Here is a 20,099-nt window from a genome sequence, read left to right on the forward strand (position 1 = left end):
GAGCACGTACGGCGTGCTGCCGATCGCCGCCGCTCGCGACGCTGCGCTCGTGCGCGTGGCCAGCCTCGCCGCGTCGCAAGATGCCATCCCGCGCGTATCGCGCTGCTCCGCTCATCGCGCCACCTCGCTTGCTCGAATGGCATCATGCGACGCAGCGTCGGCGGCGAGCGCGACGTTGCGCAACGCGACGATGCGATCGAGCGTCAAACGGGCGCGGCCGTCCGACGGCACGGCAACGCGGCCGTCGCAGTCGACCTGACGCGCCGGTTCGCGCATCGGCTCGCCGCGCGCCCTGACGCAGAGATGCACGGCCACGACCTCGCGCCAGTCGTCGGCACGCATCGCGTCAGCGTCGACGAACCGCATGGCGCCGCGACGCAAATAACGGATGCGCAACTGATCGATCCCCGCCACGACGGGCTGCGGCGTGCCCGGACGGCCGCTTCCTTCGCAATACAGTTCGGGCTCGCCCGTCGACGGGCTGACATGCGCATCGAAGCGATTCTCCACCGGCGCCGGCTCGCCCGGCTCGCCGACACCCTGCCCGAGGCAATCCGACGCCTGGCCGCTCACCGTCGTCCACGTGGACACGGCATCGCCGACATACCGGACCAGCAACGCGTCCGACGCCGAACGCGCGGGCTCGCAGCGCACCTGTGCGCCGCTACCGCGCACGCGTGCCGTCGAACAGCCGAACACCGGCGGCAACGGCGATGCCGCTTCGGCATCGAGCGGCCGGAAACCCGCCATCTGGATCTGCTGACCGATCAGCATCAGCGCGGCAGCCGCCGCGTCGCGCATCCTGAACCCGTCTTCCGCGCGACGCTGCGCAATGCGCTGCGCGTGGTACAGCGTACCGGCCGCCGCGAGCACGAGCAGCCCGACGGTCATCGCAATCAGCACTTCGAGCAGCGTATGGCCACACGTACGGCGATCAGCGCTCATCGCGTGCCCTCTCCCGAAATGGTATCCGGACACACGATCGCGGCTGCGCTGACGACGCCCCTGCCGCATCGCAGCGCGGCGACGCGCCCCCGTTGCCGCCCCGCCAGCCGACGACCGCGTAGCGGACGCCGCCCGGCCCGCCGTCGAGCGTCATCGCGCCACCGGGCAACGACGTCGCCGCCGACGCCGCGAGGCCGTCGTCGACCGCCGCCGCGGCATGCAGACGCTCGATACGTGCATCGGCCAGCCACAGCGCGCGCTCGCGCCAGATCGTCGCGCGCTGCGTACGCGCCATCGCGAGCTGGCTGCCGGCGACCGCCAACATCACGGTGGCGAGCAGCGCGATGGCGAGCGTCGCCTCGAGCAACGACGTACCGCGCATGGCATGGCGCATGGCGATCATGCCGCGTCGCAGCGGCCGGCGACCAGCCGCGCGCGGCCGCCGGCCGCGATGCGCACGCAACGCGATGCGCGCGCGTCGTCGGCATCGGACACGCCGCGCCTCGGACGCAACTCGAAACGCCGAATCCCGCCGATCGACTGGCCGGCCGGCGGCGCAAACGCGAGCTCATGCGCGGCGCCCACGACGGCCACTTCCGCATCGCGCGGATAGCGTCGCAGCACACGCGAGTACCCGTCGACCTGCCCGCTGACGATCCAGTCGCACGACCATTCGGCCCGATCGCACCGCTCTCCGGCACGCAGGCAGGCGCCGTCGCGCCCGGCGCGGCACAGCGTGACGCGCGTACCGAGGCGCGTTGCCTCGGTACGCGCAAACGACAGCGCACCGAGCAGCGCGCGCGAGCGGGCATCCACGCGTTCACGCATGCGCCACTGGTCGAATGTGGGCACCGCATAGAGCGCCAGCCCCGCCGCCAGCGACAGGGCGACCATCAGCTCGACGAGCGTGAATCCGCCCGATCGTTGCACCACATTCTTCAAGGATTGAGCGCCCGGTTCCATCGCAATCGTCCTCCGCCACGGTGATGCGACGACTGTAGCGGCGCGTGCGGACGCACGCCATTGGCCGAACGGCCGACTGGCGACATGCGATCGCGACCGACACAATCGGCGCGAATCGAACCAACGGAGCAGACGATGAACGAACGCAGCGCGTCAGCGCTTACGCGGGGTCTTGGCGGGAGAGGCGCGACGGAACTCTTCGATCACGTCGGCAAATTCGGAGACATCCTCGAACTGGCGATACACCGATGCGAAGCGCACATAGGCAATCGTATCGAGGCCGCGCAACTCGTTCATCACGAGCTCGCCCAGCTTCTCGCTACGCACTTCACGCTCGCCAGTCGCGAGCAGTTGATATTCGATGCGCGCGACCGCCGCATCGATCGCGTCGGCGGCAACCGGCCGCTTGCGCAGCGCGAGTTGCATGCTGGCGACGATCTTGCGACGGTCGAATTCCGTGCGGCTGCCGTCCTTCTTCACGACGAACGGCAGCGACAACTCGACCCGCTCGTACGTCGTGAAGCGCTTGTCGCAAGCCGAGCAGCGGCGGCGCCGCCGAATCGCGGCGCCATCTTCGGACACGCGCGAGTCGACGACCTGCGTGTCGTCATGCCGGCAGAACGGGCAGCGCATCGGCGATCAGCGATAGACCGGGAAACGCTTGGTCAGCTCGGCGACCTGCGCGCGCACGCGCTCGATCGTCGCCGCATCTTCCGGGTTCTCCAGCACGTCGGCGATCAGGTTGCCGACCTGCTCGGCTTCCGCCGGCCCGAAGCCGCGCGTCGTCATCGCCGGCGAGCCGAGACGGATGCCGCTCGTCACGAACGGCTTTTCCGGGTCGTTCGGGATCGCGTTCTTGTTCACCGTGATGTGCGCCGCGCCGAGTGCCGCTTCCGCTGCCTTGCCGGTGATGTTCTTCGCACGCAGGTCCACCAGCATCACGTGGCTTTCCGTGCGGCCCGACACGATCCGCAGCCCGCGCTTGACCAGCGTTTCGGCCAGCACGCGCGCGTTCTCGACCACCTTCTGCTGATATGCCTTGAACTCCGGCGACAGCGCTTCCTTGAACGCCACGGCCTTCGCCGCGATCACGTGCATCAGCGGGCCGCCCTGGATCCCCGGGAAGATCGCCGAGTTGATCGGCTTCTCGTACTCGGCCTTCATCAGGATCACGCCGCCGCGCGGGCCGCGCAGGCTCTTGTGCGTCGTCGTCGTCACGAAATCCGCGTGCGGCACCGGGTTCGGGTACACGCCCGCCGCGATCAGGCCAGCGTAGTGGGCCATGTCGACCATCAGGTACGCACCGACCGACTTCGCGATCTTCGCCAGACGCTCGAAATCGATCTTCAGCGCGAACGCCGACGCACCCGCGACGATCAGCTTCGGCTTGTGTTCGTTCGCCAGCTTCTCGGCCGCGTCGTAGTCGATGTCTTCGTTTTCGTTCAGGCCGTAGCTCACCACGTTGAACCACTTGCCCGACATGTTCACCGGCGAGCCGTGCGTCAGGTGGCCGCCATGCGCGAGGCTCATGCCCATGATCGTGTCGCCCGGCTTGAGCATCGCGAAGAACACGCCCTGGTTCGCCTGCGAACCCGAGTTAGGCTGCACGTTCGCGGCTTCCGCGCCAAACAGCTGCTTCACACGGTCGATCGCCAGCTGCTCGACCACGTCGACGTACTCGCAACCGCCGTAGTAGCGCTTGCCCGGGTACCCTTCCGCGTACTTGTTCGTGAGCTGCGAGCCCTGCGCGGCCATCACGGCCGGGCTCGTGTAGTTTTCCGACGCGATCAGCTCGATGTGATCTTCCTGGCGGCGGTTTTCCTGCTCGATCGCTGCGAAGATTTCGGGATCGACGTTCGCGATGGTGCTTTGGGCTCTGTCAAACATACGGTTTCCGTTAAGTGTGTACAGGTTGACCGGAGTGGCCGAGTACGGTGCGCTGCTGGCGAGACCAGCTCGACGTGGCGGAAGAATCCGTATGACGCGAGGCAGGACAGCCACCGGCGATGCACGCGACGGCGCACAACGGCTGCCCAGGCGAACGGCAAAAACGGCGCCCCGCGCTTCACGGTGGGATGCTCCACCTTGAACCCGAAGGGTTCTATCGCCAGTCACGCAGGGGTGATGAGCGCATTAGTGTATTGGATGCGTCATGAATAGGCAACCGCGCGGCAGGGCGCCCGAATCAATTGGGGCCGGACTCTACGCGCCCGTGCCGACACGCTTTGCCGCCTTGCCGCGGTGCGGCATTCTCAGTAGGCTTGCGGGATTCCACCCGCTATTCCGTTACCGACCAGGAGCAGCAATGATCGTGTTCGTCACAGGCGCGTCCGCCGGCTTCGGCGCCGCCATCTCCCGTGCCTTCGTCAAGGGCGGCCATCGCGTCGTCGCGACCGCACGCCGCAAGGACCGTCTCGACGCGCTCGCCGCCGAACTCGGCGACGCCCTGCTGCCGCTCGAGCTCGACGTGCGCGACCGCGCCGCCGTCGAGGCCGTGCCAGCCGCCCTTCCCGCCGAATTCGCGGCGCTCGACGTACTCGTCAACAATGCCGGCCTCGCACTCGGCGTCGAGCCGGCCCAGAAGGCGAGCCTCGACGAGTGGCAGACCATGATCGACACGAATTGCTCGGGTCTCGTGACCGTCACGCACGCATTGCTGCCCGGCATGATCGCGCGCGGTCGCGGCCATATCTTCAACCTGGGCTCGGTGGCCGGCACCTATCCGTATCCGGGCGGGAACGTGTACGGCGCGACCAAGGCGTTCGTCAGACAATTCAGCCTGAACCTGCGCACCGACCTGATCGGCACACCGTTGCGCGTCACCGACATCGAGCCGGGCCTGTGCGGCGGCACGGAGTTCTCGAACGTCCGCTTCCGCGGCGACGATGCAAAGGCGGCGAACGTCTACCAGAACGTCCAGCCGCTCACCGCCGAGGACATCGCCGACACGATCTACTGGATTGCGACGCGCCCCGCGCACGTCAACATCAACACGATCGAAATGATGCCGGTCGCGCAAGCCCCGGCCGGCCTCACCGTCCATCGCGGCTGACACGTCGCCCGCAGCCGCGGGCCCGCCTCCGGCCGGCCCGCGGTGTGCCATGACGGTGTGCCACGACGCACTACATTCCGTTACGAATCGGTTACGAATCCGGTCTTTGCCTTCCGGTAGAATGCGCGCCATGACTCAGCCCACCCGCTCCCCGGAAGCGCCGTCCGGCTTTACCTGGCCGGTGCGCGTGTACTACGAGGATACCGACGCAGGCGGCATCGTCTTCTATGCCAACTACCTGAAGTTCTTCGAACGCGCCCGAACCGAGTGGCTCCGCGCCTGCGGCGTCGACCAGCGTCGGCTCGCCGACGATACCGGTGCGATCTTCATTGTGCGCAACACGTCGCTCGACTACCGCGCGCCAGCGCGACTCGACGACACGTTGACGATCACGAGCCGGCCTGGACGCATCGGCCGCGCGTCGGTGGAATTCACGCAGGAAGCCTGGTGTGGCGACACGCTGCTCGTGGTCGGGCACATCCGCCTCGGCTGCGTCGACCGTCACGGCATCCGGCCCGCGGCCATCCCGCCGGCCGTGCTCGACGCGCTGCAACGCGGGCCCGTCATCGACGCCGGGCAGACTGGTTTGTCAACGAAGCTCGCATGAGCGCCGTTTAGACACAGCCTATGAACTTGCCGTTCTGATTCGATACTAAGCAAGGTTCGGCGTCAGGCATGGCCGGCGCGCCGCGCCGCACGCACGCCGGACGCCCTTGCCGGGCACCCCCGAAGGGACGTTACTCAAACCTCTATGAATACTGTTCAAGACCTGTCGATCATTTCCCTCGTCCTCAACGCGAGCGTGCTGGCCCAGGCCGTGATGGGGCTGCTGCTGCTGCTGTCGCTGATGTCGTGGACCTTCATCTTCCGCAAATGGTTTGCCATCCGCCGCGCGCGCGCGCAGACCGAACGCTTCGAAAAGGACTTCTGGTCGGGCGGCGACCTGCAGGCGCTGTATCAGAGCGCAGCCAACAACCGCCATACGATCGGCGCACTCGAGCGGATCTTCGAATCGGGGATGCGCGAATTCCTGAAGGGAAAGGAAAAGCGCCTGAGCGACCCGGGCCTCGTGCTCGACGGTGCGCGCCGCGCGATGCGCGCGTCGTTCCAGCGTGAAATGGACGTGCTCGAGGCGAACCTCGCGTTCCTCGCGTCGGTCGGCTCGGTCAGCCCGTACATCGGTCTGTTCGGCACGGTCTGGGGGATCATGAACTCGTTCCGCGGCCTCGCGAACGTGCAGCAGGCCACGCTCGCGAACGTCGCGCCGGGCATCGCCGAGGCGCTCGTCGCCACCGCGATCGGCCTGTTCGCCGCGATTCCGGCGGTGGTCGCGTACAACCGCTATGCGCACGACATCGATCGCCTCGCGATCCGCTTCGAGACCTTCATCGAAGAGTTCTCGAACATCCTGCAGCGTCAGGCCCAGTAAGGAGCACGCCATGGCAGGAAGCCCCATCCGATCCAGCATGCGCGGCGGCCGCTCGCGCCGCGCAATGGCCGACATCAACGTCGTGCCGTACATCGACGTGATGCTGGTGCTGCTCGTGATCTTCATGGTCACCGCACCGCTCGTCGCCCCGTCGATCATCAACCTGCCCACCGTCGGCAATGCCGCGCCGCAAGAGCAGACGCCGCCCGTCGTCGTCAACATCAAGGCCGACCGCACGATGAGCGTCAAGTACAAGGGCGACTCGGGCGCGACCCAGGAAGACACGATGACGAAGGCCGAGCTCGACAGCTTCATCTCGGCCCGGCAGGCCGATCACCCTGACCAGCCGGTCGTGATCGCAGCCGACAAGACCGTGCAGTACGATGCCGTCATGACCGTGATGTCCGATCTGAAGGCGCGCGGCGTCAAGCGCGTCGGCCTCCTCGTCAAATCGCAATGAACCGGCAGCAATCCACGCGCAGATCCGCGTACCCGCTCCAGCCTCCCCGCGAGCGCGGGACGTGGCGCGCGTTCGCGCTCGCCGCGCTGATGCACGTGCTGCTCGCGCTGTTCCTCTATCACGGCGTGCAGTGGCAGAACAGCACGCCGGCCGGCGCCGAGGCCGAGCTGTGGACCGAAGTGCCCGACGTCCCCGCGCCGCGGCCGGTGGTCACGCCCGCGCCGCCCGCGAAGGTCGCGCCGCCCCCTGCCCCGGTGCGCGACGAGCAGGCCGACATCGCGCTGCAGCAGAAGAAGCGCCAGCAGGAAGCGGCCGCGCGCGAAGCGCAACTCGAGCAGCAGCGCCGCGCCCAGCAACTGAAGGCCCAGCAGGAAGAGGAAGCCCGGCGTGCGCAGCTCGCCGCGCAGCAGGCCGCCGCCCTCGCCGCCCAGAAGGCCGCGGAACGCGACAAACAGAAGCAGGCCGAGAAGCTCAGGCAACAGCAGCTCGCCGAGCAGCAGAAACTCGAACAACAGAAGCTCCAGCAGCAAAAGCAGGCGCAACTCGAAGCACAGCAGGCGGCGAAGGCGAAGGCCGACGCGGCCGCGAAGGCCAAGGCGGAAGCCCAGGCCAAGGCGAAGGCCGAAGCCGCGGCGCGCGCGAAGGCCAATGCGGCGGCGAACGCGAAGCTCGACCGCGAGCGCAGCGCGCGACTCGCGCAACTGCAAGGCCTGTCCGGCGCCGGCGAAGGCGGCGGCGACGGCCTGGCGAAAAGCGGCACCGGCACGGGCTCCGGCGGCAATGCCGCGACGCCCGGCTATGCCGACAAGGTGCGCCGCCGCGTCAAGCCGAACATCGTTTGGGGCGGTGAGCGGGCAGGCCTGACCACCGTCGTCAAGATTCGGTGCACGCCGTCCGGTGACGTATTGAGCGCATCGGTCTCCCGCTCGAGCGGGAATTCGGGGTGGGATCAAGCCGTGGTGAATGCGATCCACGCGTCGGTCCCGTTGCCGCCCGATTCTAACGGCCGTACCCCGTCCGACATTACGATTACCTTCAAGGCGGCGGAGTGAAACGAAATGCGCTTACACTCCGGGCGTCGCTGTCGGATGGGAACGAATCGGGTATTTTTACTGTCTCTGCGGTTGCGCAGCGATCCAAGCCATACGGGAAGCAAGAAGCATGAGTTTGATGACAAAGCTAGGTTTCAGGGCACTCGTGGCCTCGTGTCTGATTACGGCGGGCAGCGCCGCTAACGCCCAGGTCAACGTGCTGATCACCGGTGTCGGGTCGACCCAGTTCCCCATTGCCACCGCGAATTTCACGAACGAGGCGAACCTGCCGCAGCAGGTCACGTCGATCGTGCGCGCCGACCTCGCCCGCAGCGGCAAGTTCACCAACATCGACGCAGGCAGCACGCCCGTGCCCGAGACCGCCTCGGTCGATCTCGGCGCATGGAAGGCAAAGGGCGCGAACGCGTTCGTCGCCGGCAGCGTGAACCGCGACGCGAACGGCCAGTACAAGGTCAACTTCATCCTGTACGACACCGTGAAGCAGCAAAGCCTTGGCGGCCTGTCGCTGACGGCCACCGACACCACGCTGCGCACGGCCGGCCACAAGATCGCCGACTACATCTACCAGAAGCTGCTCGGCGTGCGCGGCGTGTTCGCCACGCGCCTGTCGTACGTGATCAAGACCGGTAATCGCTACCAGCTGCAGATTTCGGATTCGGACGGCCAGAACGCGCGCATCGCGCTGTCGAGCACCGAACCGATCATCTCGCCGGCGTGGTCGCCGAGCGGCACGAAGGTCGCGTACGTATCGTTCGAGCGCAAGAAGCCGATCGTCTACATCCACGACCTGCCGACCGGCCGCCGCTACATGGTGTCCGACCAGAAGGGCAACAACAGCGCGCCGGCGTGGTCGCCGGACAGCAACACGCTCGCCGTCGCGCTGTCGCTGACGGGCAATACGCAAATCTATACGGTCAACGCGAACGGGGGCGGCCTGCGCCGTCTCACGCAGAGCAGTTCGATCGATACCGAGCCGTTCTACTCGCCGGACGGCCGCTGGATCTACTTCACGAGCGATCGGGGCGGTGCGCCGCAGATCTACCGGATGCCCGCCCAGGGTGAAAGCGCCGGTGCCGCGCAGCGCGTGACCTTCACCGGCAGCTACAACACGAGCCCGCGCGTGAGCCCGGACGGCAAGCTGCTCGCTTACATCTCCCGCACGGGTGGGGGCTTCAAGCTGTACGTTCAGGATCTGCAGACTGGCGCGGCGAACGCCATCACGAATACCAATCGCGACGAATCGCCGAGCTTCGCGGCAAACGGCCAGTACCTTCTGTACGCTACCCAGTCGGGTGGCCGCAACGTTCTGGCCGCCGTGCCTTCCGACGGCAGCGCGCCGCCGCAGATCCTGTCCGTCCAGGGCGGCTCCGTTCGCGAGCCGTCGTGGGGGCCCTTCATGCAATGACCACAAGGAGAGTAACCATGATGTCGAATAAAGCTCGTCTGGCCCTGGCCGTGATGATGATCAGCGCGCTCGCCGCGTGCAAGTCGGGTGTGAAGCTCGACGACAAGGCGAACAACGCGGGCGCAGTCAGCACGCAGCCGAGCGCCGACAACGTCGCGCAAGTGAACGTCGATCCGCTGAACGACCCGAACAGCCCGCTCGCGAAGCGCAGCATCTACTTCGACTTCGACAGCTATTCGGTGAAGGACGAGTACCAGCCGCTGATGCAGCAGCACGCGCAGTACCTGAAGAGCCACCCGCAGCGTCACGTGCTGATCCAGGGCAACACCGACGAACGCGGCACGAGCGAGTACAACCTCGCGCTGGGCCAGAAGCGTGCGGAAGCCGTCCGCCGTGCGATGGCGCTGCTCGGCGTGAACGACTCGCAAATGGAAGCCGTGAGCCTCGGCAAGGAAAAGCCGCAGGCAACGGGCCACGACGAAGCATCGTGGGCGCAGAACCGTCGCGCCGACCTCGTCTACCAACAGTAAGTAACGGAAGAATCGCCGTATGACGCACCGTTCAACCTGGCTGCGCGTTGCCGCAGCATTCTGCGTCGCGGGCGCGGCGTGGTCGGCCGCGCCGGCGCACGCCGGCATGTTCGACGACAACGAGGCGCGCCGCGCCGTGCTCGATCTGCGCAGCAAGAGCGACAATCTGTCGAGCCAGTTGTCGGCCGCCCAGCGTACGATCCTCGATCAATCCGGCCGTATCGACCAGCTGAACCAGCAGGTCGCGACGCTGCGCGGCGAGAACGAGGATCTGACGAACCGGCTGACGACGCTCGAGCGGCAGCAGAAGGAGTACTACCAGGATCTCGACACGCGGCTCAAGAAGTTCGAGCCGCAGCAGGCGACGATCGATGGTGTCGAAGGCACCGTGCAGCCGGGTGAAACGGATGCGCTCAGCGCGGCGCAGCAGCAGTTCCGCAACGGCAACTTCAAGGCGGCGGCGGCTTCGTTCCGCGCGTTCATCGCGAAGTATCCGCAGAGCCCCTATCAGCCGACCGCGCAGTACTGGTACGGCAACGCGCAATACGCGCTGCGCGACTACCGTGGTTCGACCGCGACGTGGCAAGGGATCGTCAGCAAGTTCCCGCAACATCCGCGCGCGGCCGACGCTCTCGTGGCGATCGGCACGAACCAGCTCGAACAAGGCCAGAAGGCGGCCGCGAAGAAGACGTTCGAGCAGGTCGTGTCGCAGTACGCCGGGTCGAACGCGGCGCAGACGGCGCAGGGCAAGCTCGAAACGATCAAATAATTATCGTGGCGCGTTGTTGACAGTCCATCAACCCGTCGCTATAATCTTTTGCTCTTTAGGTCGCTGCCCAAGTTGTCGAGGCAACGAACCAGCAGGTTTCAAGAACGTGGGGTGGTAACTCAGTTGGTTAGAGTATCTGACTTTTAATCAGAGAGTCGAGGGTTCGAGTCCCTCCCACCCTACCAACTATCTTCGATAGTGCAAAAAAGCCTCCCTCGCGGAGGCTTTTTTGCGTCTGTCGCCTTTGCCGCGTTGGACGCCCTTCGCTGAGACCCGCCAGCGCCGATGAAGCCCCCCGCAAACGTCGATCGCGCTGCCCCTCACGGCTGCCGCAAGTTTGCCTCCACGGCCCCTCCGGACATCGCCGCCGCAACCGGCACCTGCGCCACGGCGCGCCCGACGCGCGCCATCGCACGATTCCGTCGTCACCGACTTCGACCAGCAGATCGCCGTTCGGCGCGACGACCATCCCCGCCGGACGATTCAGCGCATCCTGCAACGCGCCCGGCCGATTGCCGCGTGAATCGAGCCGTCCAGCGACCACCGCCGCATCGCCCCGGGCGTCGATCCACAACACGGTATGGTTGCCGCGGTCGATCGCGTACACGTTGGGTGCATGGCCGGTCCGCCCCGCCACCGCGACAGGTGATCGCGTCGCGCGCGAACGGCGCGAGCAGGTGCTCGAGCCAGTCGCGGGCCGGCCGGCAATCGGCATCGCAGAATCCGACGATGTCGCAACGCGACGCGTCGACGCGATCGAAGCCGTCGTTCCTCGCTTCGTCGTAGCCGGTGTTCGCGCCGATCTCGACGAAGTCGATCCGGCGCCCGCCGCGCGCGCCGTTATTCCTGGATCGACGGCGCGGAATCCGCGTCGGTATAGCGCGGCTTCGCGTTCTGCAAGTCGCGCGTGTTCTTCTGCACGGCCACCGAGCCGAACAGCGCGAGCACGAACGACATCGCGTAGAAGCCCTTCTCGCTCAGTTGCAGCGTCGCGTTGAAAAGGCCGACGATCAGCAGCGCGATCGACAGCAGCAGCGCGATCCAGCTGAGGCCGTAGTAGATGCCGGTGACGGGAATGCCTTCCGCGCGGTCGCGCACGCTCTTCTGCAGCGAGATCGCCGCATAGAGGCCGAACACCAGCACGGTGAAGTAGTAGCCCTTCTCGTTGAGCTGCATGCCGGCGTTCCAGAGCCCGATCAGGAATGCCGCGAAACCGGCGAGCAGCGCGGCCCACGACGCGGCCACGAACGCGAACGACGGTTGCTGGATGGTGGTCTGGTTCATTGCTTTGCCCTCTCTTTCTTGTTGTTCGAAATCGTTGTCGTTGAACTGCGTTTTGCGCATGGTAGCAGCTTCGGCGCGCGACATCGCGGCCGCGGCGCCGAGCGGCTCGACCGTCCACGGTTGCGCCGGCGCCTGCAGCACGGCCTGGCCCGGCGGGCCGAGCCGCGCATCGGCACGCGAGCATAAACACGTCGTCCGCGCCGGGAAACAGCACGAAATCGCCGTCAGAGCGTTGCAGCGTGCGTGCGTCGGCGACACGCAGCCGGCAGGTTCCAGCCGGCGCCAGGTGGAACGCCGCCTCGCCGGGCGGCAGCGGGCCGTGCGGCATCGCGAACCAGGCCGTCGAGCAGGCAGCGCACGTCGAGCTCGACATGGCTGCGACCCAGCGACAGCAGTTGACTCAATGCATCCATGAGACGATTGCGCTAAAAATTGACACTCCCGCCTATCGAAACCCTCATCGAGAGCGATCAGAATAGCCTTGCATCGCCCGAGATCGCGGCAGCCGCCGCGCTCGTCACTCTTCTCGAAAAAGGACGCATCATGCTGAACTGGAACGAATACCGGAAGGAGCTCTCGACGCGTATCGGCGACATCGCCAAGCTGTCGCCCGACACGCTGGCCGGCTACCAGGCGCTGTCCGGCGCCGGGGCCAAAACCGGCCATCTCGACGCGAAAACGCGCGAGCTGATCGCGCTCGCGGTGGCCGTCACGACGCGCTGCGACGGCTGCATCGCCGTGCACACGGCCGAAGCGGCCAAGCATGGCGCGACCCGGGAGGAAGTGGCGGAAGCGCTCGGCGTCGCGATTGCGTTGAATGCCGGCGCGGCGCTCGTCTATTCGGCGCGTGTGATGGACGCGCTCGGCGACTGAGCCGACGCGGTGCGGCACTGCCGTCGTGCCGCACCGCAGCGTCGAACGGCTGCGTTGCGTCACGCCGGCAGTGCGGCCGCACGGTGGTCCATCGCGCGTATGCGGCCGCCATGTATGACGATTGCCGGTGACGCGCCTCGATGCGGCAACGCCGCTCAGTCGGCTACCATGCGCGAACGATACATCGTGAAGGAGCGCTCCATGTGCCGCTGGCTCGCCTATACGGGTAATCCGATCCATCTGGAAACCGTGTTGTTCCGCGCGAAGCATTCGCTGATCGACCAGAGCCTGCATTCGGAGCTGGGCGCCACGACCACCAACGGCGACGGCTTCGGCATCGGCTGGTACGGGCATCCCGACGAACTCCCGTTCCGCTATCGCTCCGTGCATCCCGCATGGAACGATCGCAACCTGCGCGAAGCCGCGCGTGCGATCCGCTCGCGGATGTTCATCGCGCACATTCGCGCGGCGACCGACACGCCCGTGCAGGAAACCAACTGCCATCCGTTCCGTCACGGCCGCTGGCTGTTCGCGCACAACGGGCTGATCCGCGACTTCCACAAGTTGCGTCGCGACCTGACGATGAAGGTCGATCCCGCGCTGTTCCCGACGCTCGAAGGCTCGACCGACTCCGAGCTGATGTTCCGCCTCGCGCTCACGTACGGTCTCGAGCAGGCGCCGCTGCCGGCGCTCGAACGGATGGTCGGCGTGGTCGAGGAAACCGCCGCGCGGCATCGCGTCACCGACCCGCTGAACATGACGATCTGCGCGACCGACGGCGAACGGATCGTCGCGGTGCGCTATTCGAGCGAACGGCAATCGCGCTCGCTGTTCCACAGCACGTCGTTCAAGCATCTGCACGAGCTGTATCCACATAACCCGCGCATCGCCGAAGCCGGCGACGACGCATTCATGGTCGTGTCGGAACCGCTCGTCGACCTGCGCGGCGCGTGGGAGGAAGTGCCGGAGGGGATGGCGATCGTCGCGCACGGCGCCGACGTGCAGCAGCGGCCGTTCGGGCCGCGGCACAAGTGACATGCCGCAGTTCTGACGAATCGAGCGCGTCCAGGTGGCGAGTACTTCGGTGCGATACGGCCGTTTCGCCGATCCGGTTGCGCCGGGCCGACGCCCGGTACTGCCAGATCAATCGAAAGCGATACGAATCATCGCGCGACGAATACGATCGGGCAAACGCCTCGGATAATTCCCCAATTCGATAATGAGCGACGGAGTCGCATGGCGAAAGCGGATTCTGCGCACTAGCACAGTTTTCGCTGAATAAAAAAATCGATGCCCTTGCGATTCATCCCGACCGGGAACCACGGCAATAATCGACACACGGTCGAGCACCCTGTCAGCGACACGCATTCATTTCGAATTATTACGGCGGATCGGCAATCATTACCGTGCGGGCAATGCTCGCACGCCGTCACGCCGACTGAAGGCGAACGTTTATTCCTGATTAAAATATTCAAGTTACCAATTTTGAAAAGCACCGCTACAATTCGCCGACGGATGAATCCGCTTCACAATTAAAGTACGAGGCCGTTACCGGCACATCGAATCCGAGATGGCTCAAGATCTCCCCAGTTCTCCCCCTGTCACGCTCACGCGCGATCCATCCGTGCTTTCCAGCATGAAGCAGGACCATGCCTTCGTGGTATGGCTCACCGGTATCTCCGGCGCCGGCAAATCGACCCTCTCGAACCTGCTGAAGCAGCAACTCGATGCGCGCGGTCTGCGGACTTTTCTGCTGGACGGCGATCGGCTTCGCGAAGGATTGAATCAGGACCTCGGATTCAGCGACGCAGACCGCCACGAGAACATTCGTCGGACAGCCGAGGTCGCGCGCCTGATGGTGGATGCCGGGCTCGTCGTCATCGTTGCCCAGATCTCGCCGTTTCGCGAGGCACGCGCCAAAGCGCGCGCACGTTTTCCGCAGGGCATGTTCTTCGAAGTCTTCGTCGACGTCGCGCTGGACGTGGCGGAAGCGCGCGACCCCAAAGGGCTCTACGCGCGGGCAAGGCAAGGGACCCTTCGGCAGTTCACCGGCATCGAATCGATCTACGAGCAGCCGGTATCGCCCGACGTGCATGTGCGCACGGGCGAGGCAGGTCCGCTGGAATGCGTGCACGCGATCATGCGGAAATTGCCGTTGAACGGCTGATGCCCATCGTCGAACGTCGTCCGCCGCCCGTCGTGCATCGCCCTCACCGCGAGCACCGTGCCATCGTCGGCCACCGCGGCGCGATCTGACTGAAAACCAGCCGACCGACATCCCGCTCGGCACGACGCACCGTCCGGCGAACCCCGGCAAGATTCCGCTCGAACCGATCGAAGTGCAGTCGGGCACGCATCTCGGCGAGGACGACACCGCCCGCCTCGACGGCACCTACGGCCGCGCGGCGCGACAAGCGACTCGACGCCCGCCGCGCGCCGCGCGCCACGACAGGCCGTCCTCAAACGGGCCGCACGCATCCACGTCCCGCCCGTTTTTCACTACGTCAAGCAATGTCAGCCCGGTTGCCGGCCGCTCGCCGGTCAGGTTATAAAAGCGCACCCATTCCGGTGCATGCGCCGCCCTTTTACCCTTGACTTCGGAGAACGCATGATCGATCTCGCCACCGCCCAGCAATTCCTGATGACCCGTGGCCTCGACTTCGGCCTCAACCTCCTCGCCGCGATCGTCTTATGGTTCGTCGGCCGCTGGGCCATCCGCATCGGCACGCGCCTGCTCGGCAAGGTCGTGCGCCGCAGCGGCAAGGTCGACCCGACACTCACCGACTACCTGACCTCCGTCGTCGGCGTGTTGCTGACGATCCTGCTGATCCTCGCGATCCTGCAGATCTTCGGCGTACAGACGACCTCGTTCGCCGCGCTGCTCGCCGGCCTCGGCCTCGCGATCGGCACGGCCTGGGGCGGCCTGCTCGCGCATTTCGCCGCCGGCGTGTTCATGCAGGTGCTGCGCCCGTTCAAGATCGGCGACGTGATCAGCGCGGGCGGCGTCACGGGCACGGTGAAGGAGCTCGGCCTGTTCGGCACGACGATCATCACCGCCGACAACATCGTGACGATCGTCGGCAACAACAAGATCTTCTCGGACAACATCGCGAACTACAGCGCGACGCCGCACCGCCGCGTCGACCTGACCGCGAAGATCGCGAACAGCGTCGATGCGGCCGATGCGATCAACCGCCTGAAGACGCAGATCCAGCTGGTGCCGAACGTGCTGAAAGTGCCGGCGCCGGATGTCGGCGTGCTGCAGTTCACGCCGGAAGGCCCGCTGCTGTTCGTGCGCCCGTCGACTCAACCGGAGAACTACTGGCAGGTGTACTGCGACACCAACCGCGTGATCCTCGAGACGTTCCGCGAAGCCGGCTATCCGACGCCCGAAACGCCGGTCTCGCAACGCAACGCGTGACGGCAGCAGCCGAACCGCACGGCGAACCGCGCGGACGAAAAAAAGCGTGGCCGCCGCCACGCTTTTTTATTGCGTCGAAGCGCGTCGCGTCAGCGCCCGCCCGCCTTCGGCGCCCCGTTCGAGCGCCGCCCGCGCACGAGCTTCCACACCGCGCCGAGCGCGACCGGCACGATCGCCGCGCCGATCCCGACCAGCACGATCACGTTCAGGTACTGGCGGACGAACGGGATGTTGCCGAAGAAATAGCCGAGCAGCACGAGCAGCAGCACCCACACCAGCGCGCCGATCACGTTGAACAACTGAAAGCGCGCGACGCTCATCGACGACGCCCCCGCGACGAACGGCGCGAACGTGCGCACGACCGGAATGAAGCGCGCGAGCACGATCGTCTTGCCGCCGTGCTTGTCGTAGAACGAGTGGGTCTTCTGCAGCGCGGCGCGATCGAGGAAGCGCTCGAGCACCGGGATATGCGTATTGAACACCTTCGGGCCGACCCAGCGGCCGATCAGGTAGTTCACGGTGTTGCCGGTAATCGCCGCGACGAGCAGCAGCACGATCAGCAGGCCGACGTTCATTTCACCCGTCGCCGCGAACGCGCCGCCGATGAACAGCAGCGAATCGCCGGGCAGGAACGGGAAGACGACGAGCCCCGTCTCGCAGAACACGATCAGGAACAGGACGAGATAGACCCACGCGCCGTATTGCCGAATGAAATCGCCGAGGAAAGCGTCGATATGCAGGACAAGGTTGACGAAATGAAGCAGCGTATCCAAATGCGATTCCTCGAAGGCGATGGGGCCGGAACGGCCGGGACAGGCCAGAGATGGCCGACGCGCCTGCCGGCCAGGGCGGCGCGTGCAACGGGGTGATGATACCGAAACTCCCTTGAGGCTCCGTGAAAAAACGTAACGGCCGCTCGCGCCGGCACGCGTTCGCCGCCTCGCTATAATTCGGCCATGTCCGATATCACCGAAACGGCCGCGGGCGCCGCGCCCGCCCCCGCCGCGCGCCCGCTGCGCGCGATCCAGCCCCTGCCCGACCAGCTGATCAGCCAGATCGCCGCCGGCGAGGTCGTCGAACGCCCGGCGTCGGTCGTCAAGGAGCTGCTCGAGAACGCGATGGACGCCGGCGCGACGACGCTGCGCATCGTGCTGGAGGAAGGCGGCGTCAAGCGCATCTCGATCACCGACGACGGCTGCGGCATTCCGCCGGACGAACTGGCGCTCGCGTTGATGCGTCACGCGACCAGCAAGATCCGCTCGCTCGAGGAGCTCGAGGCGGTCGCGACGCTGGGTTTTCGCGGCGAAGCGCTCGCATCGATCGCATCGGTCGCCGAGATGTCGATCACGAGCCGCACGGCCGATGCCGCGCACGCGATGAAGATCGATGCGCAGACGGGCGTGCTGTCGCCCGCCGCCGGCTCGATCGGCACGACGATCGAGGTGCGCGAGCTGTACTTCAACACGCCCGCGCGGCGCAAGTTCCTGAAGAGCGAGCAGACCGAATTCGGCCACTGCCTCGAAATGATCCGCCGCGCGGCGCTCGCGCGGCCGGACGTCGCGATCTCGGTGCTGCACAACGGCAAGGCCGTCGAACACTGGAACGCGACCGAGCCCGCGCAGCGCGTCGCGAAGATCCTCGGCGACGGCTTCGCGACCGCGCACCTGCCGCTCGACGAGCGGGCGGGCCCGCTCGCCGTGTACGGTTGCGCCGGCCTGCCGACCGCGAGCCGCGGGCGCGCCGACCAGCAGTATTTCTTCGTGAACGGCCGTTTCGTGCGCGACAAGCTGCTGACGCACGCGGTGCGGGCGGCCTACGAGGACGTGCTGCACGGCGACCGCTACCCGTCGTACGTGCTGTTCCTCGACCTGCCGCCCGAAGCCGTCGACGTGAACGTGCATCCGTCGAAGATCGAGGTGCGGTTCCGCGATTCGCGCTCGATCCACCAGTACGTGTTCCATGCGGTGCAGCGTGCGCTTGCCCGCCATGCGGGCGCGTCGCCGGAAACCACCGCGGGCGGCCATGCCGCGCAACTCTCCCCGGCGCCGCGCGGGCCGGCGTCGTTCGTCGACACGCCGCTCGGCCAAAGCCAGGGCCACGCGGCAGGCGGCAGCGGCTTCTCGTCGCCGTCGTCTTCATCGTCGGCGGGCAATACCTGGATGCGCCAGGCGCGGATGACGCAGGGCACGCTGCCCGTCGCGCAGCCGCTCGCGCTCTACGACGCGCTGTTCGGCCGCAAGGACATTGGCGCGGGCACGCCGGACGGCACGACGCTCGTCGCCCGCGACGCGGCCGACGCGCCGGTCGCGCCGCTGCCGGGCTTCGCCGCGGCGCCGCTCGCCGCCGGCGCGCACGACGAGCAGCCGCTCGGCTTCGCGCTCGGCCAGATCCACGGCATCTACGTGCTCGCGCAGAATGCGTACGGCCTCGTGATCGTCGACATGCACGCGGCGCACGAGCGAATCCTGTACGAGCAGTTCAAGAACGCGCTAGCCGATCGCTCGGTCGCCGTGCAGTCGCTGTTGCTGCCGATCTCGATGACGGCCACGCCGGTCGAAATCGGCACGGTCGAGGAAGAGCGCGACACGCTCGAATCGCTCGGCTTCGACCTCGCGGTGCTGTCGCCGACGACGCTCGCGATCCGGGCGGTGCCGGCGCTGCTGAAGGATGCCGACCTGCAATCGCTCGCGCGCGCGGTGCTCGCCGACCTGCACGCGTTCGGCGGCTCGCGTGTGCTCACCGAGCGCCAGCACGAGCTGCTCGGCACGCTCGCGTGCCATCACGCGGTGCGCGCGAACCGGCGCCTGACGCTCGACGAGATGAACGCGCTGCTGCGCCAGATGGAGGCGACCGAGCGCGCGGACCAGTGCAATCACGGCCGGCCGACCTGGTACCAGCTCACGCTGAACGACCTCGACCGTCTCTTCATGCGCGGGCAATGAGCGCTTCCTCGCAGCCCACTCCGACGACGATCGCCTGCCTGCTCGGCCCCACCGCCTCGGGCAAGACCGCCGCGGCGCTGGCACTCGCCGCGCGCCGCCCGATCGAGATCGTCAGCGTCGATTCGGCGCTCGTCTACCGCGACATGGATATCGGCACCGCGAAACCGTCGCGCGACGAGCGCGCGAGCGTGCCGCATCACCTGATCGACATCATCGACCCGGCCGATGCGTATTCGGCCGCGGAATTCCGCACGGACACGCTGCGGCTGATCGGCGAGATCGTCGCGCGCGGCCGCACGCCGTTGCTCGCCGGCGGCACGATGCTGTACTACAAGGCGTTGACGCAAGGGCTCAACGACCTGCCCGGTGCCGACCCGGAGATCCGCGCGACACTCGACGCCGACGCCGCGCGCGACGGCTGGCCCGCGCTGCACGCGCGGCTCGCGCAGGTCGATCCCGACACGGCCGCGCGGCTCGCGCCGAACGATTCGCAGCGGATCCAGCGCGCGCTCGAAGTCTTCATGCTGAGCGGGCAGCCGATGTCGGCGCTGCTCGCCGCGCCGCGCCGCACGGATGATGCGGCCGCTGCGTACCGCTTCGTGCCGGTCGCGCTCGAGCCGTCGGATCGCGCGGTGCTGCACGCACGGATCGCGCAGCGCTTCGACGCGATGCTCGATGCGGGTTTCATCGACGAAGTCGAGCGGCTGCGGCGCCGCGACGATCTCCATCCCGATCTGCCGTCGATGCGTTGCGTCGGCTATCGGCAGGCGTGGGAATTCCTCGACGGCGATACCGACTACCGGACGATGCGCGACAAGGGCATCTTCGCGACCCGCCAGCTGTGCAAGCGCCAGATCACGTGGCTGCGCGCGATGCCGGAGCGGATCGTCGTCGACTGCATCGCGCCGGATTCGACGGCTCGCGCGCTCGACGCGCTCGAACGCGTGCTCGACGGCCGCACGCCGCGCTGACCG

Annotated in this window: 22 protein-coding genes, 1 tRNA gene, 2 pseudogenes and 1 riboswitch; of the genes and pseudogenes, 16 read left to right on the top strand and 9 right to left on the bottom strand. The window is 66.9% G+C overall.

Annotated features, from left to right (window positions below):
• Positions 1 to 111: 111 nt before the first annotated feature.
• From QZM15_RS07310 to glyA, 5 genes are all read right to left on the bottom strand, one after another.
• Entirely contained in the window at positions 112 to 945 is an 834-nt protein-coding gene (locus QZM15_RS07310; RefSeq protein WP_302106120.1) for a PilW family protein, read from the bottom strand.
• A complete protein-coding gene (locus QZM15_RS07315) occupies positions 935 to 1,348 on the bottom strand; it encodes a hypothetical protein (RefSeq protein WP_124859726.1) in 414 nt (137 codons plus the stop codon). Before QZM15_RS07315 ends, QZM15_RS07310 begins: the two co-directional genes overlap by 11 nt.
• A complete protein-coding gene (locus tag QZM15_RS07320; protein ID WP_302106121.1) occupies positions 1,345 to 1,908 on the bottom strand; it encodes a GspH/FimT family pseudopilin in 564 nt (187 codons plus the stop codon). The genes QZM15_RS07315 and QZM15_RS07320 overlap by 4 nt, the downstream gene beginning before the upstream one ends.
• A 153-nt stretch (positions 1,909 to 2,061) precedes the next feature.
• The gene (nrdR, locus tag QZM15_RS07325; protein WP_050011738.1) at positions 2,062 to 2,541 is read right to left on the bottom strand and encodes a transcriptional regulator NrdR; all 480 of its coding nucleotides are present in this window, start codon (positions 2,539 to 2,541) and stop codon (positions 2,062 to 2,064) included.
• 6 nt (positions 2,542 to 2,547) lie between these two features.
• The gene (glyA, locus tag QZM15_RS07330) at positions 2,548 to 3,795 is read right to left on the bottom strand and encodes a serine hydroxymethyltransferase (RefSeq protein ID WP_059574256.1); all 1,248 of its coding nucleotides are present in this window, start codon (positions 3,793 to 3,795) and stop codon (positions 2,548 to 2,550) included.
• A gap of 137 nt (positions 3,796 to 3,932) precedes the next feature.
• Positions 3,933 to 4,033, bottom strand: a riboswitch (ZMP/ZTP riboswitch).
• A 180-nt stretch (positions 4,034 to 4,213) separates the two neighbouring features.
• On the opposite strand from glyA, the gene QZM15_RS07335 reads away from it, so the two are divergent.
• From QZM15_RS07335 to QZM15_RS07375, 9 genes are all read left to right on the top strand, one after another.
• Positions 4,214 to 4,960, top strand: coding sequence for an SDR family NAD(P)-dependent oxidoreductase (locus QZM15_RS07335; RefSeq protein ID WP_059574257.1), 747 nt, complete (start codon positions 4,214 to 4,216; stop codon positions 4,958 to 4,960).
• Positions 4,961 to 5,081: 121 nt separating this feature from the next.
• Complete coding sequence (gene ybgC / locus QZM15_RS07340) at positions 5,082 to 5,567, top strand: tol-pal system-associated acyl-CoA thioesterase (protein WP_059574258.1); 486 nt, start codon at positions 5,082 to 5,084, stop codon at positions 5,565 to 5,567.
• Between the two features lie 144 nt (positions 5,568 to 5,711).
• Complete coding sequence (tolQ, locus tag QZM15_RS07345; RefSeq protein WP_059574259.1) at positions 5,712 to 6,389, top strand: protein TolQ; 678 nt, start codon at positions 5,712 to 5,714, stop codon at positions 6,387 to 6,389.
• A gap of 10 nt (positions 6,390 to 6,399) precedes the next feature.
• Positions 6,400 to 6,849 carry a protein TolR gene (tolR, locus tag QZM15_RS07350; RefSeq protein WP_006484943.1) on the top strand — a complete coding sequence of 150 codons (450 nt, stop codon included), beginning with the start codon at positions 6,400 to 6,402 and terminating at the stop codon, positions 6,847 to 6,849.
• The gene (tolA, locus tag QZM15_RS07355; protein WP_059574260.1) at positions 6,846 to 7,901 is read left to right on the top strand and encodes a cell envelope integrity protein TolA; all 1,056 of its coding nucleotides are present in this window, start codon (positions 6,846 to 6,848) and stop codon (positions 7,899 to 7,901) included. Before tolR ends, tolA begins: the two co-directional genes overlap by 4 nt.
• Before the next feature lie 109 nt (positions 7,902 to 8,010).
• Positions 8,011 to 9,306: a Tol-Pal system beta propeller repeat protein TolB gene (gene tolB, locus QZM15_RS07360; RefSeq protein ID WP_059574261.1), complete on the top strand. Its 1,296-nt coding sequence runs from the start codon at positions 8,011 to 8,013 to the stop codon at positions 9,304 to 9,306.
• Between the two features lie 17 nt (positions 9,307 to 9,323).
• On the top strand, positions 9,324 to 9,836 hold the full coding sequence (gene pal, locus QZM15_RS07365; protein ID WP_006484980.1) for a peptidoglycan-associated lipoprotein Pal: 513 nt from the start codon (positions 9,324 to 9,326) through the stop codon (positions 9,834 to 9,836).
• A 19-nt stretch (positions 9,837 to 9,855) separates the two neighbouring features.
• Entirely contained in the window at positions 9,856 to 10,605 is a 750-nt protein-coding gene (ybgF, locus tag QZM15_RS07370; RefSeq protein ID WP_006484965.1) for a tol-pal system protein YbgF, read from the top strand.
• Positions 10,606 to 10,713: 108 nt separating this feature from the next.
• Positions 10,714 to 10,790: transfer RNA gene (locus QZM15_RS07375), tRNA-Lys, on the top strand.
• A 240-nt stretch (positions 10,791 to 11,030) separates the two neighbouring features.
• On the opposite strand, the gene QZM15_RS07380 is transcribed toward QZM15_RS07375, so the two are convergent.
• The 3 genes and pseudogenes from QZM15_RS07380 to QZM15_RS07390 all read right to left on the bottom strand — a co-directional run.
• Positions 11,031 to 11,483, bottom strand: coding sequence for a glycosyltransferase family 2 protein (locus QZM15_RS07380; protein ID WP_367883043.1), 453 nt, complete (start codon positions 11,481 to 11,483; stop codon positions 11,031 to 11,033).
• Positions 11,446 to 11,889: an inner membrane protein YiaA gene (yiaA, locus tag QZM15_RS07385; protein ID WP_059642197.1), complete on the bottom strand. Its 444-nt coding sequence runs from the start codon at positions 11,887 to 11,889 to the stop codon at positions 11,446 to 11,448. Before yiaA ends, QZM15_RS07380 begins: the two co-directional genes overlap by 38 nt.
• Positions 11,890 to 12,082: 193 nt before the next feature.
• Positions 12,083 to 12,302, bottom strand: a pseudogene (locus tag QZM15_RS07390) (cupin domain-containing protein); the annotation flags it as partial.
• Positions 12,303 to 12,432: 130 nt separating this feature from the next.
• Between QZM15_RS07390 and QZM15_RS07395 the strand changes: the two are divergent.
• From QZM15_RS07395 to QZM15_RS07415, 5 genes and pseudogenes are all read left to right on the top strand, one after another.
• Complete coding sequence (locus tag QZM15_RS07395) at positions 12,433 to 12,762, top strand: carboxymuconolactone decarboxylase family protein (RefSeq protein WP_059574266.1); 330 nt, start codon at positions 12,433 to 12,435, stop codon at positions 12,760 to 12,762.
• Between the two features lie 201 nt (positions 12,763 to 12,963).
• Positions 12,964 to 13,797, top strand: coding sequence for a class II glutamine amidotransferase (locus tag QZM15_RS07400; RefSeq protein ID WP_060965615.1), 834 nt, complete (start codon positions 12,964 to 12,966; stop codon positions 13,795 to 13,797).
• A 601-nt stretch (positions 13,798 to 14,398) separates the two neighbouring features.
• Positions 14,399 to 14,929 (top strand): adenylyl-sulfate kinase, encoded by a 531-nt coding sequence (gene cysC, locus QZM15_RS07405; protein WP_060011431.1) that lies wholly within the window; start codon positions 14,399 to 14,401, stop codon positions 14,927 to 14,929.
• A gap of 85 nt (positions 14,930 to 15,014) precedes the next feature.
• Positions 15,015 to 15,170, top strand: a pseudogene (locus QZM15_RS07410) (mannose-1-phosphate guanylyltransferase/mannose-6-phosphate isomerase); the annotation flags it as partial.
• A gap of 200 nt (positions 15,171 to 15,370) precedes the next feature.
• Positions 15,371 to 16,183 (top strand): mechanosensitive ion channel family protein, encoded by an 813-nt coding sequence (locus QZM15_RS07415; RefSeq protein WP_059574269.1) that lies wholly within the window; start codon positions 15,371 to 15,373, stop codon positions 16,181 to 16,183.
• Positions 16,184 to 16,272: 89 nt separating this feature from the next.
• On the opposite strand, the gene QZM15_RS07420 is transcribed toward QZM15_RS07415, so the two are convergent.
• Entirely contained in the window at positions 16,273 to 16,956 is a 684-nt protein-coding gene (locus QZM15_RS07420) for a DedA family protein (protein WP_059574270.1), read from the bottom strand.
• Between the two features lie 183 nt (positions 16,957 to 17,139).
• Here QZM15_RS07420 and mutL point away from each other — a divergent pair, with 183 nt between their 5' ends.
• Positions 17,140 to 19,125 (top strand): DNA mismatch repair endonuclease MutL, encoded by a 1,986-nt coding sequence (gene mutL, locus QZM15_RS07425; RefSeq protein WP_302106122.1) that lies wholly within the window; start codon positions 17,140 to 17,142, stop codon positions 19,123 to 19,125.
• A complete protein-coding gene (gene miaA / locus QZM15_RS07430) occupies positions 19,122 to 20,096 on the top strand; it encodes a tRNA (adenosine(37)-N6)-dimethylallyltransferase MiaA (RefSeq protein WP_060312726.1) in 975 nt (324 codons plus the stop codon). Before mutL ends, miaA begins: the two co-directional genes overlap by 4 nt.
• Positions 20,097 to 20,099 lie beyond the last annotated feature (3 nt).

The sequence above is a fragment of the Burkholderia sp. AU44665 genome (assembly GCF_030504405.1).
GTDB lineage: Bacteria > Pseudomonadota > Gammaproteobacteria > Burkholderiales > Burkholderiaceae > Burkholderia > Burkholderia semiarida.

What these genes read in the sequence shown, in the direction of transcription:
- glyA (WP_059574256.1), bottom strand. Translation starts at nt 3,795, where the DNA reads ATGTTTGACAGAGCCCAAAGCACCATCGCGAACGTCGATCCCGAAATC.
- pal (WP_006484980.1), top strand. Translation starts at nt 9,324, where the DNA reads ATGATGTCGAATAAAGCTCGTCTGGCCCTGGCCGTGATGATGATCAGC.
- QZM15_RS07315 (WP_124859726.1), bottom strand. Translation starts at nt 1,348, where the DNA reads ATGATCGCCATGCGCCATGCCATGCGCGGTACGTCGTTGCTCGAGGCG.
- tolA (WP_059574260.1), top strand. Translation starts at nt 6,846, where the DNA reads ATGAACCGGCAGCAATCCACGCGCAGATCCGCGTACCCGCTCCAGCCT.
- cysC (WP_060011431.1), top strand. Translation starts at nt 14,399, where the DNA reads ATGAAGCAGGACCATGCCTTCGTGGTATGGCTCACCGGTATCTCCGGC.
- ybgF (WP_006484965.1), top strand. Translation starts at nt 9,856, where the DNA reads ATGACGCACCGTTCAACCTGGCTGCGCGTTGCCGCAGCATTCTGCGTC.
- QZM15_RS07310 (WP_302106120.1), bottom strand. Translation starts at nt 945, where the DNA reads ATGAGCGCTGATCGCCGTACGTGTGGCCATACGCTGCTCGAAGTGCTG.
- QZM15_RS07320 (WP_302106121.1), bottom strand. Translation starts at nt 1,908, where the DNA reads ATGGAACCGGGCGCTCAATCCTTGAAGAATGTGGTGCAACGATCGGGC.
- QZM15_RS07400 (WP_060965615.1), top strand. Translation starts at nt 12,964, where the DNA reads ATGTGCCGCTGGCTCGCCTATACGGGTAATCCGATCCATCTGGAAACC.
- mutL (WP_302106122.1), top strand. Translation starts at nt 17,140, where the DNA reads ATGTCCGATATCACCGAAACGGCCGCGGGCGCCGCGCCCGCCCCCGCC.
- nrdR (WP_050011738.1), bottom strand. Translation starts at nt 2,541, where the DNA reads ATGCGCTGCCCGTTCTGCCGGCATGACGACACGCAGGTCGTCGACTCG.
- yiaA (WP_059642197.1), bottom strand. Translation starts at nt 11,889, where the DNA reads ATGAACCAGACCACCATCCAGCAACCGTCGTTCGCGTTCGTGGCCGCG.
- tolB (WP_059574261.1), top strand. Translation starts at nt 8,011, where the DNA reads ATGAGTTTGATGACAAAGCTAGGTTTCAGGGCACTCGTGGCCTCGTGT.
- QZM15_RS07335 (WP_059574257.1), top strand. Translation starts at nt 4,214, where the DNA reads ATGATCGTGTTCGTCACAGGCGCGTCCGCCGGCTTCGGCGCCGCCATC.
- miaA (WP_060312726.1), top strand. Translation starts at nt 19,122, where the DNA reads ATGAGCGCTTCCTCGCAGCCCACTCCGACGACGATCGCCTGCCTGCTC.
- QZM15_RS07395 (WP_059574266.1), top strand. Translation starts at nt 12,433, where the DNA reads ATGCTGAACTGGAACGAATACCGGAAGGAGCTCTCGACGCGTATCGGC.
- QZM15_RS07415 (WP_059574269.1), top strand. Translation starts at nt 15,371, where the DNA reads ATGATCGATCTCGCCACCGCCCAGCAATTCCTGATGACCCGTGGCCTC.
- tolR (WP_006484943.1), top strand. Translation starts at nt 6,400, where the DNA reads ATGGCAGGAAGCCCCATCCGATCCAGCATGCGCGGCGGCCGCTCGCGC.
- ybgC (WP_059574258.1), top strand. Translation starts at nt 5,082, where the DNA reads ATGCGCGCCATGACTCAGCCCACCCGCTCCCCGGAAGCGCCGTCCGGC.
- tolQ (WP_059574259.1), top strand. Translation starts at nt 5,712, where the DNA reads ATGAATACTGTTCAAGACCTGTCGATCATTTCCCTCGTCCTCAACGCG.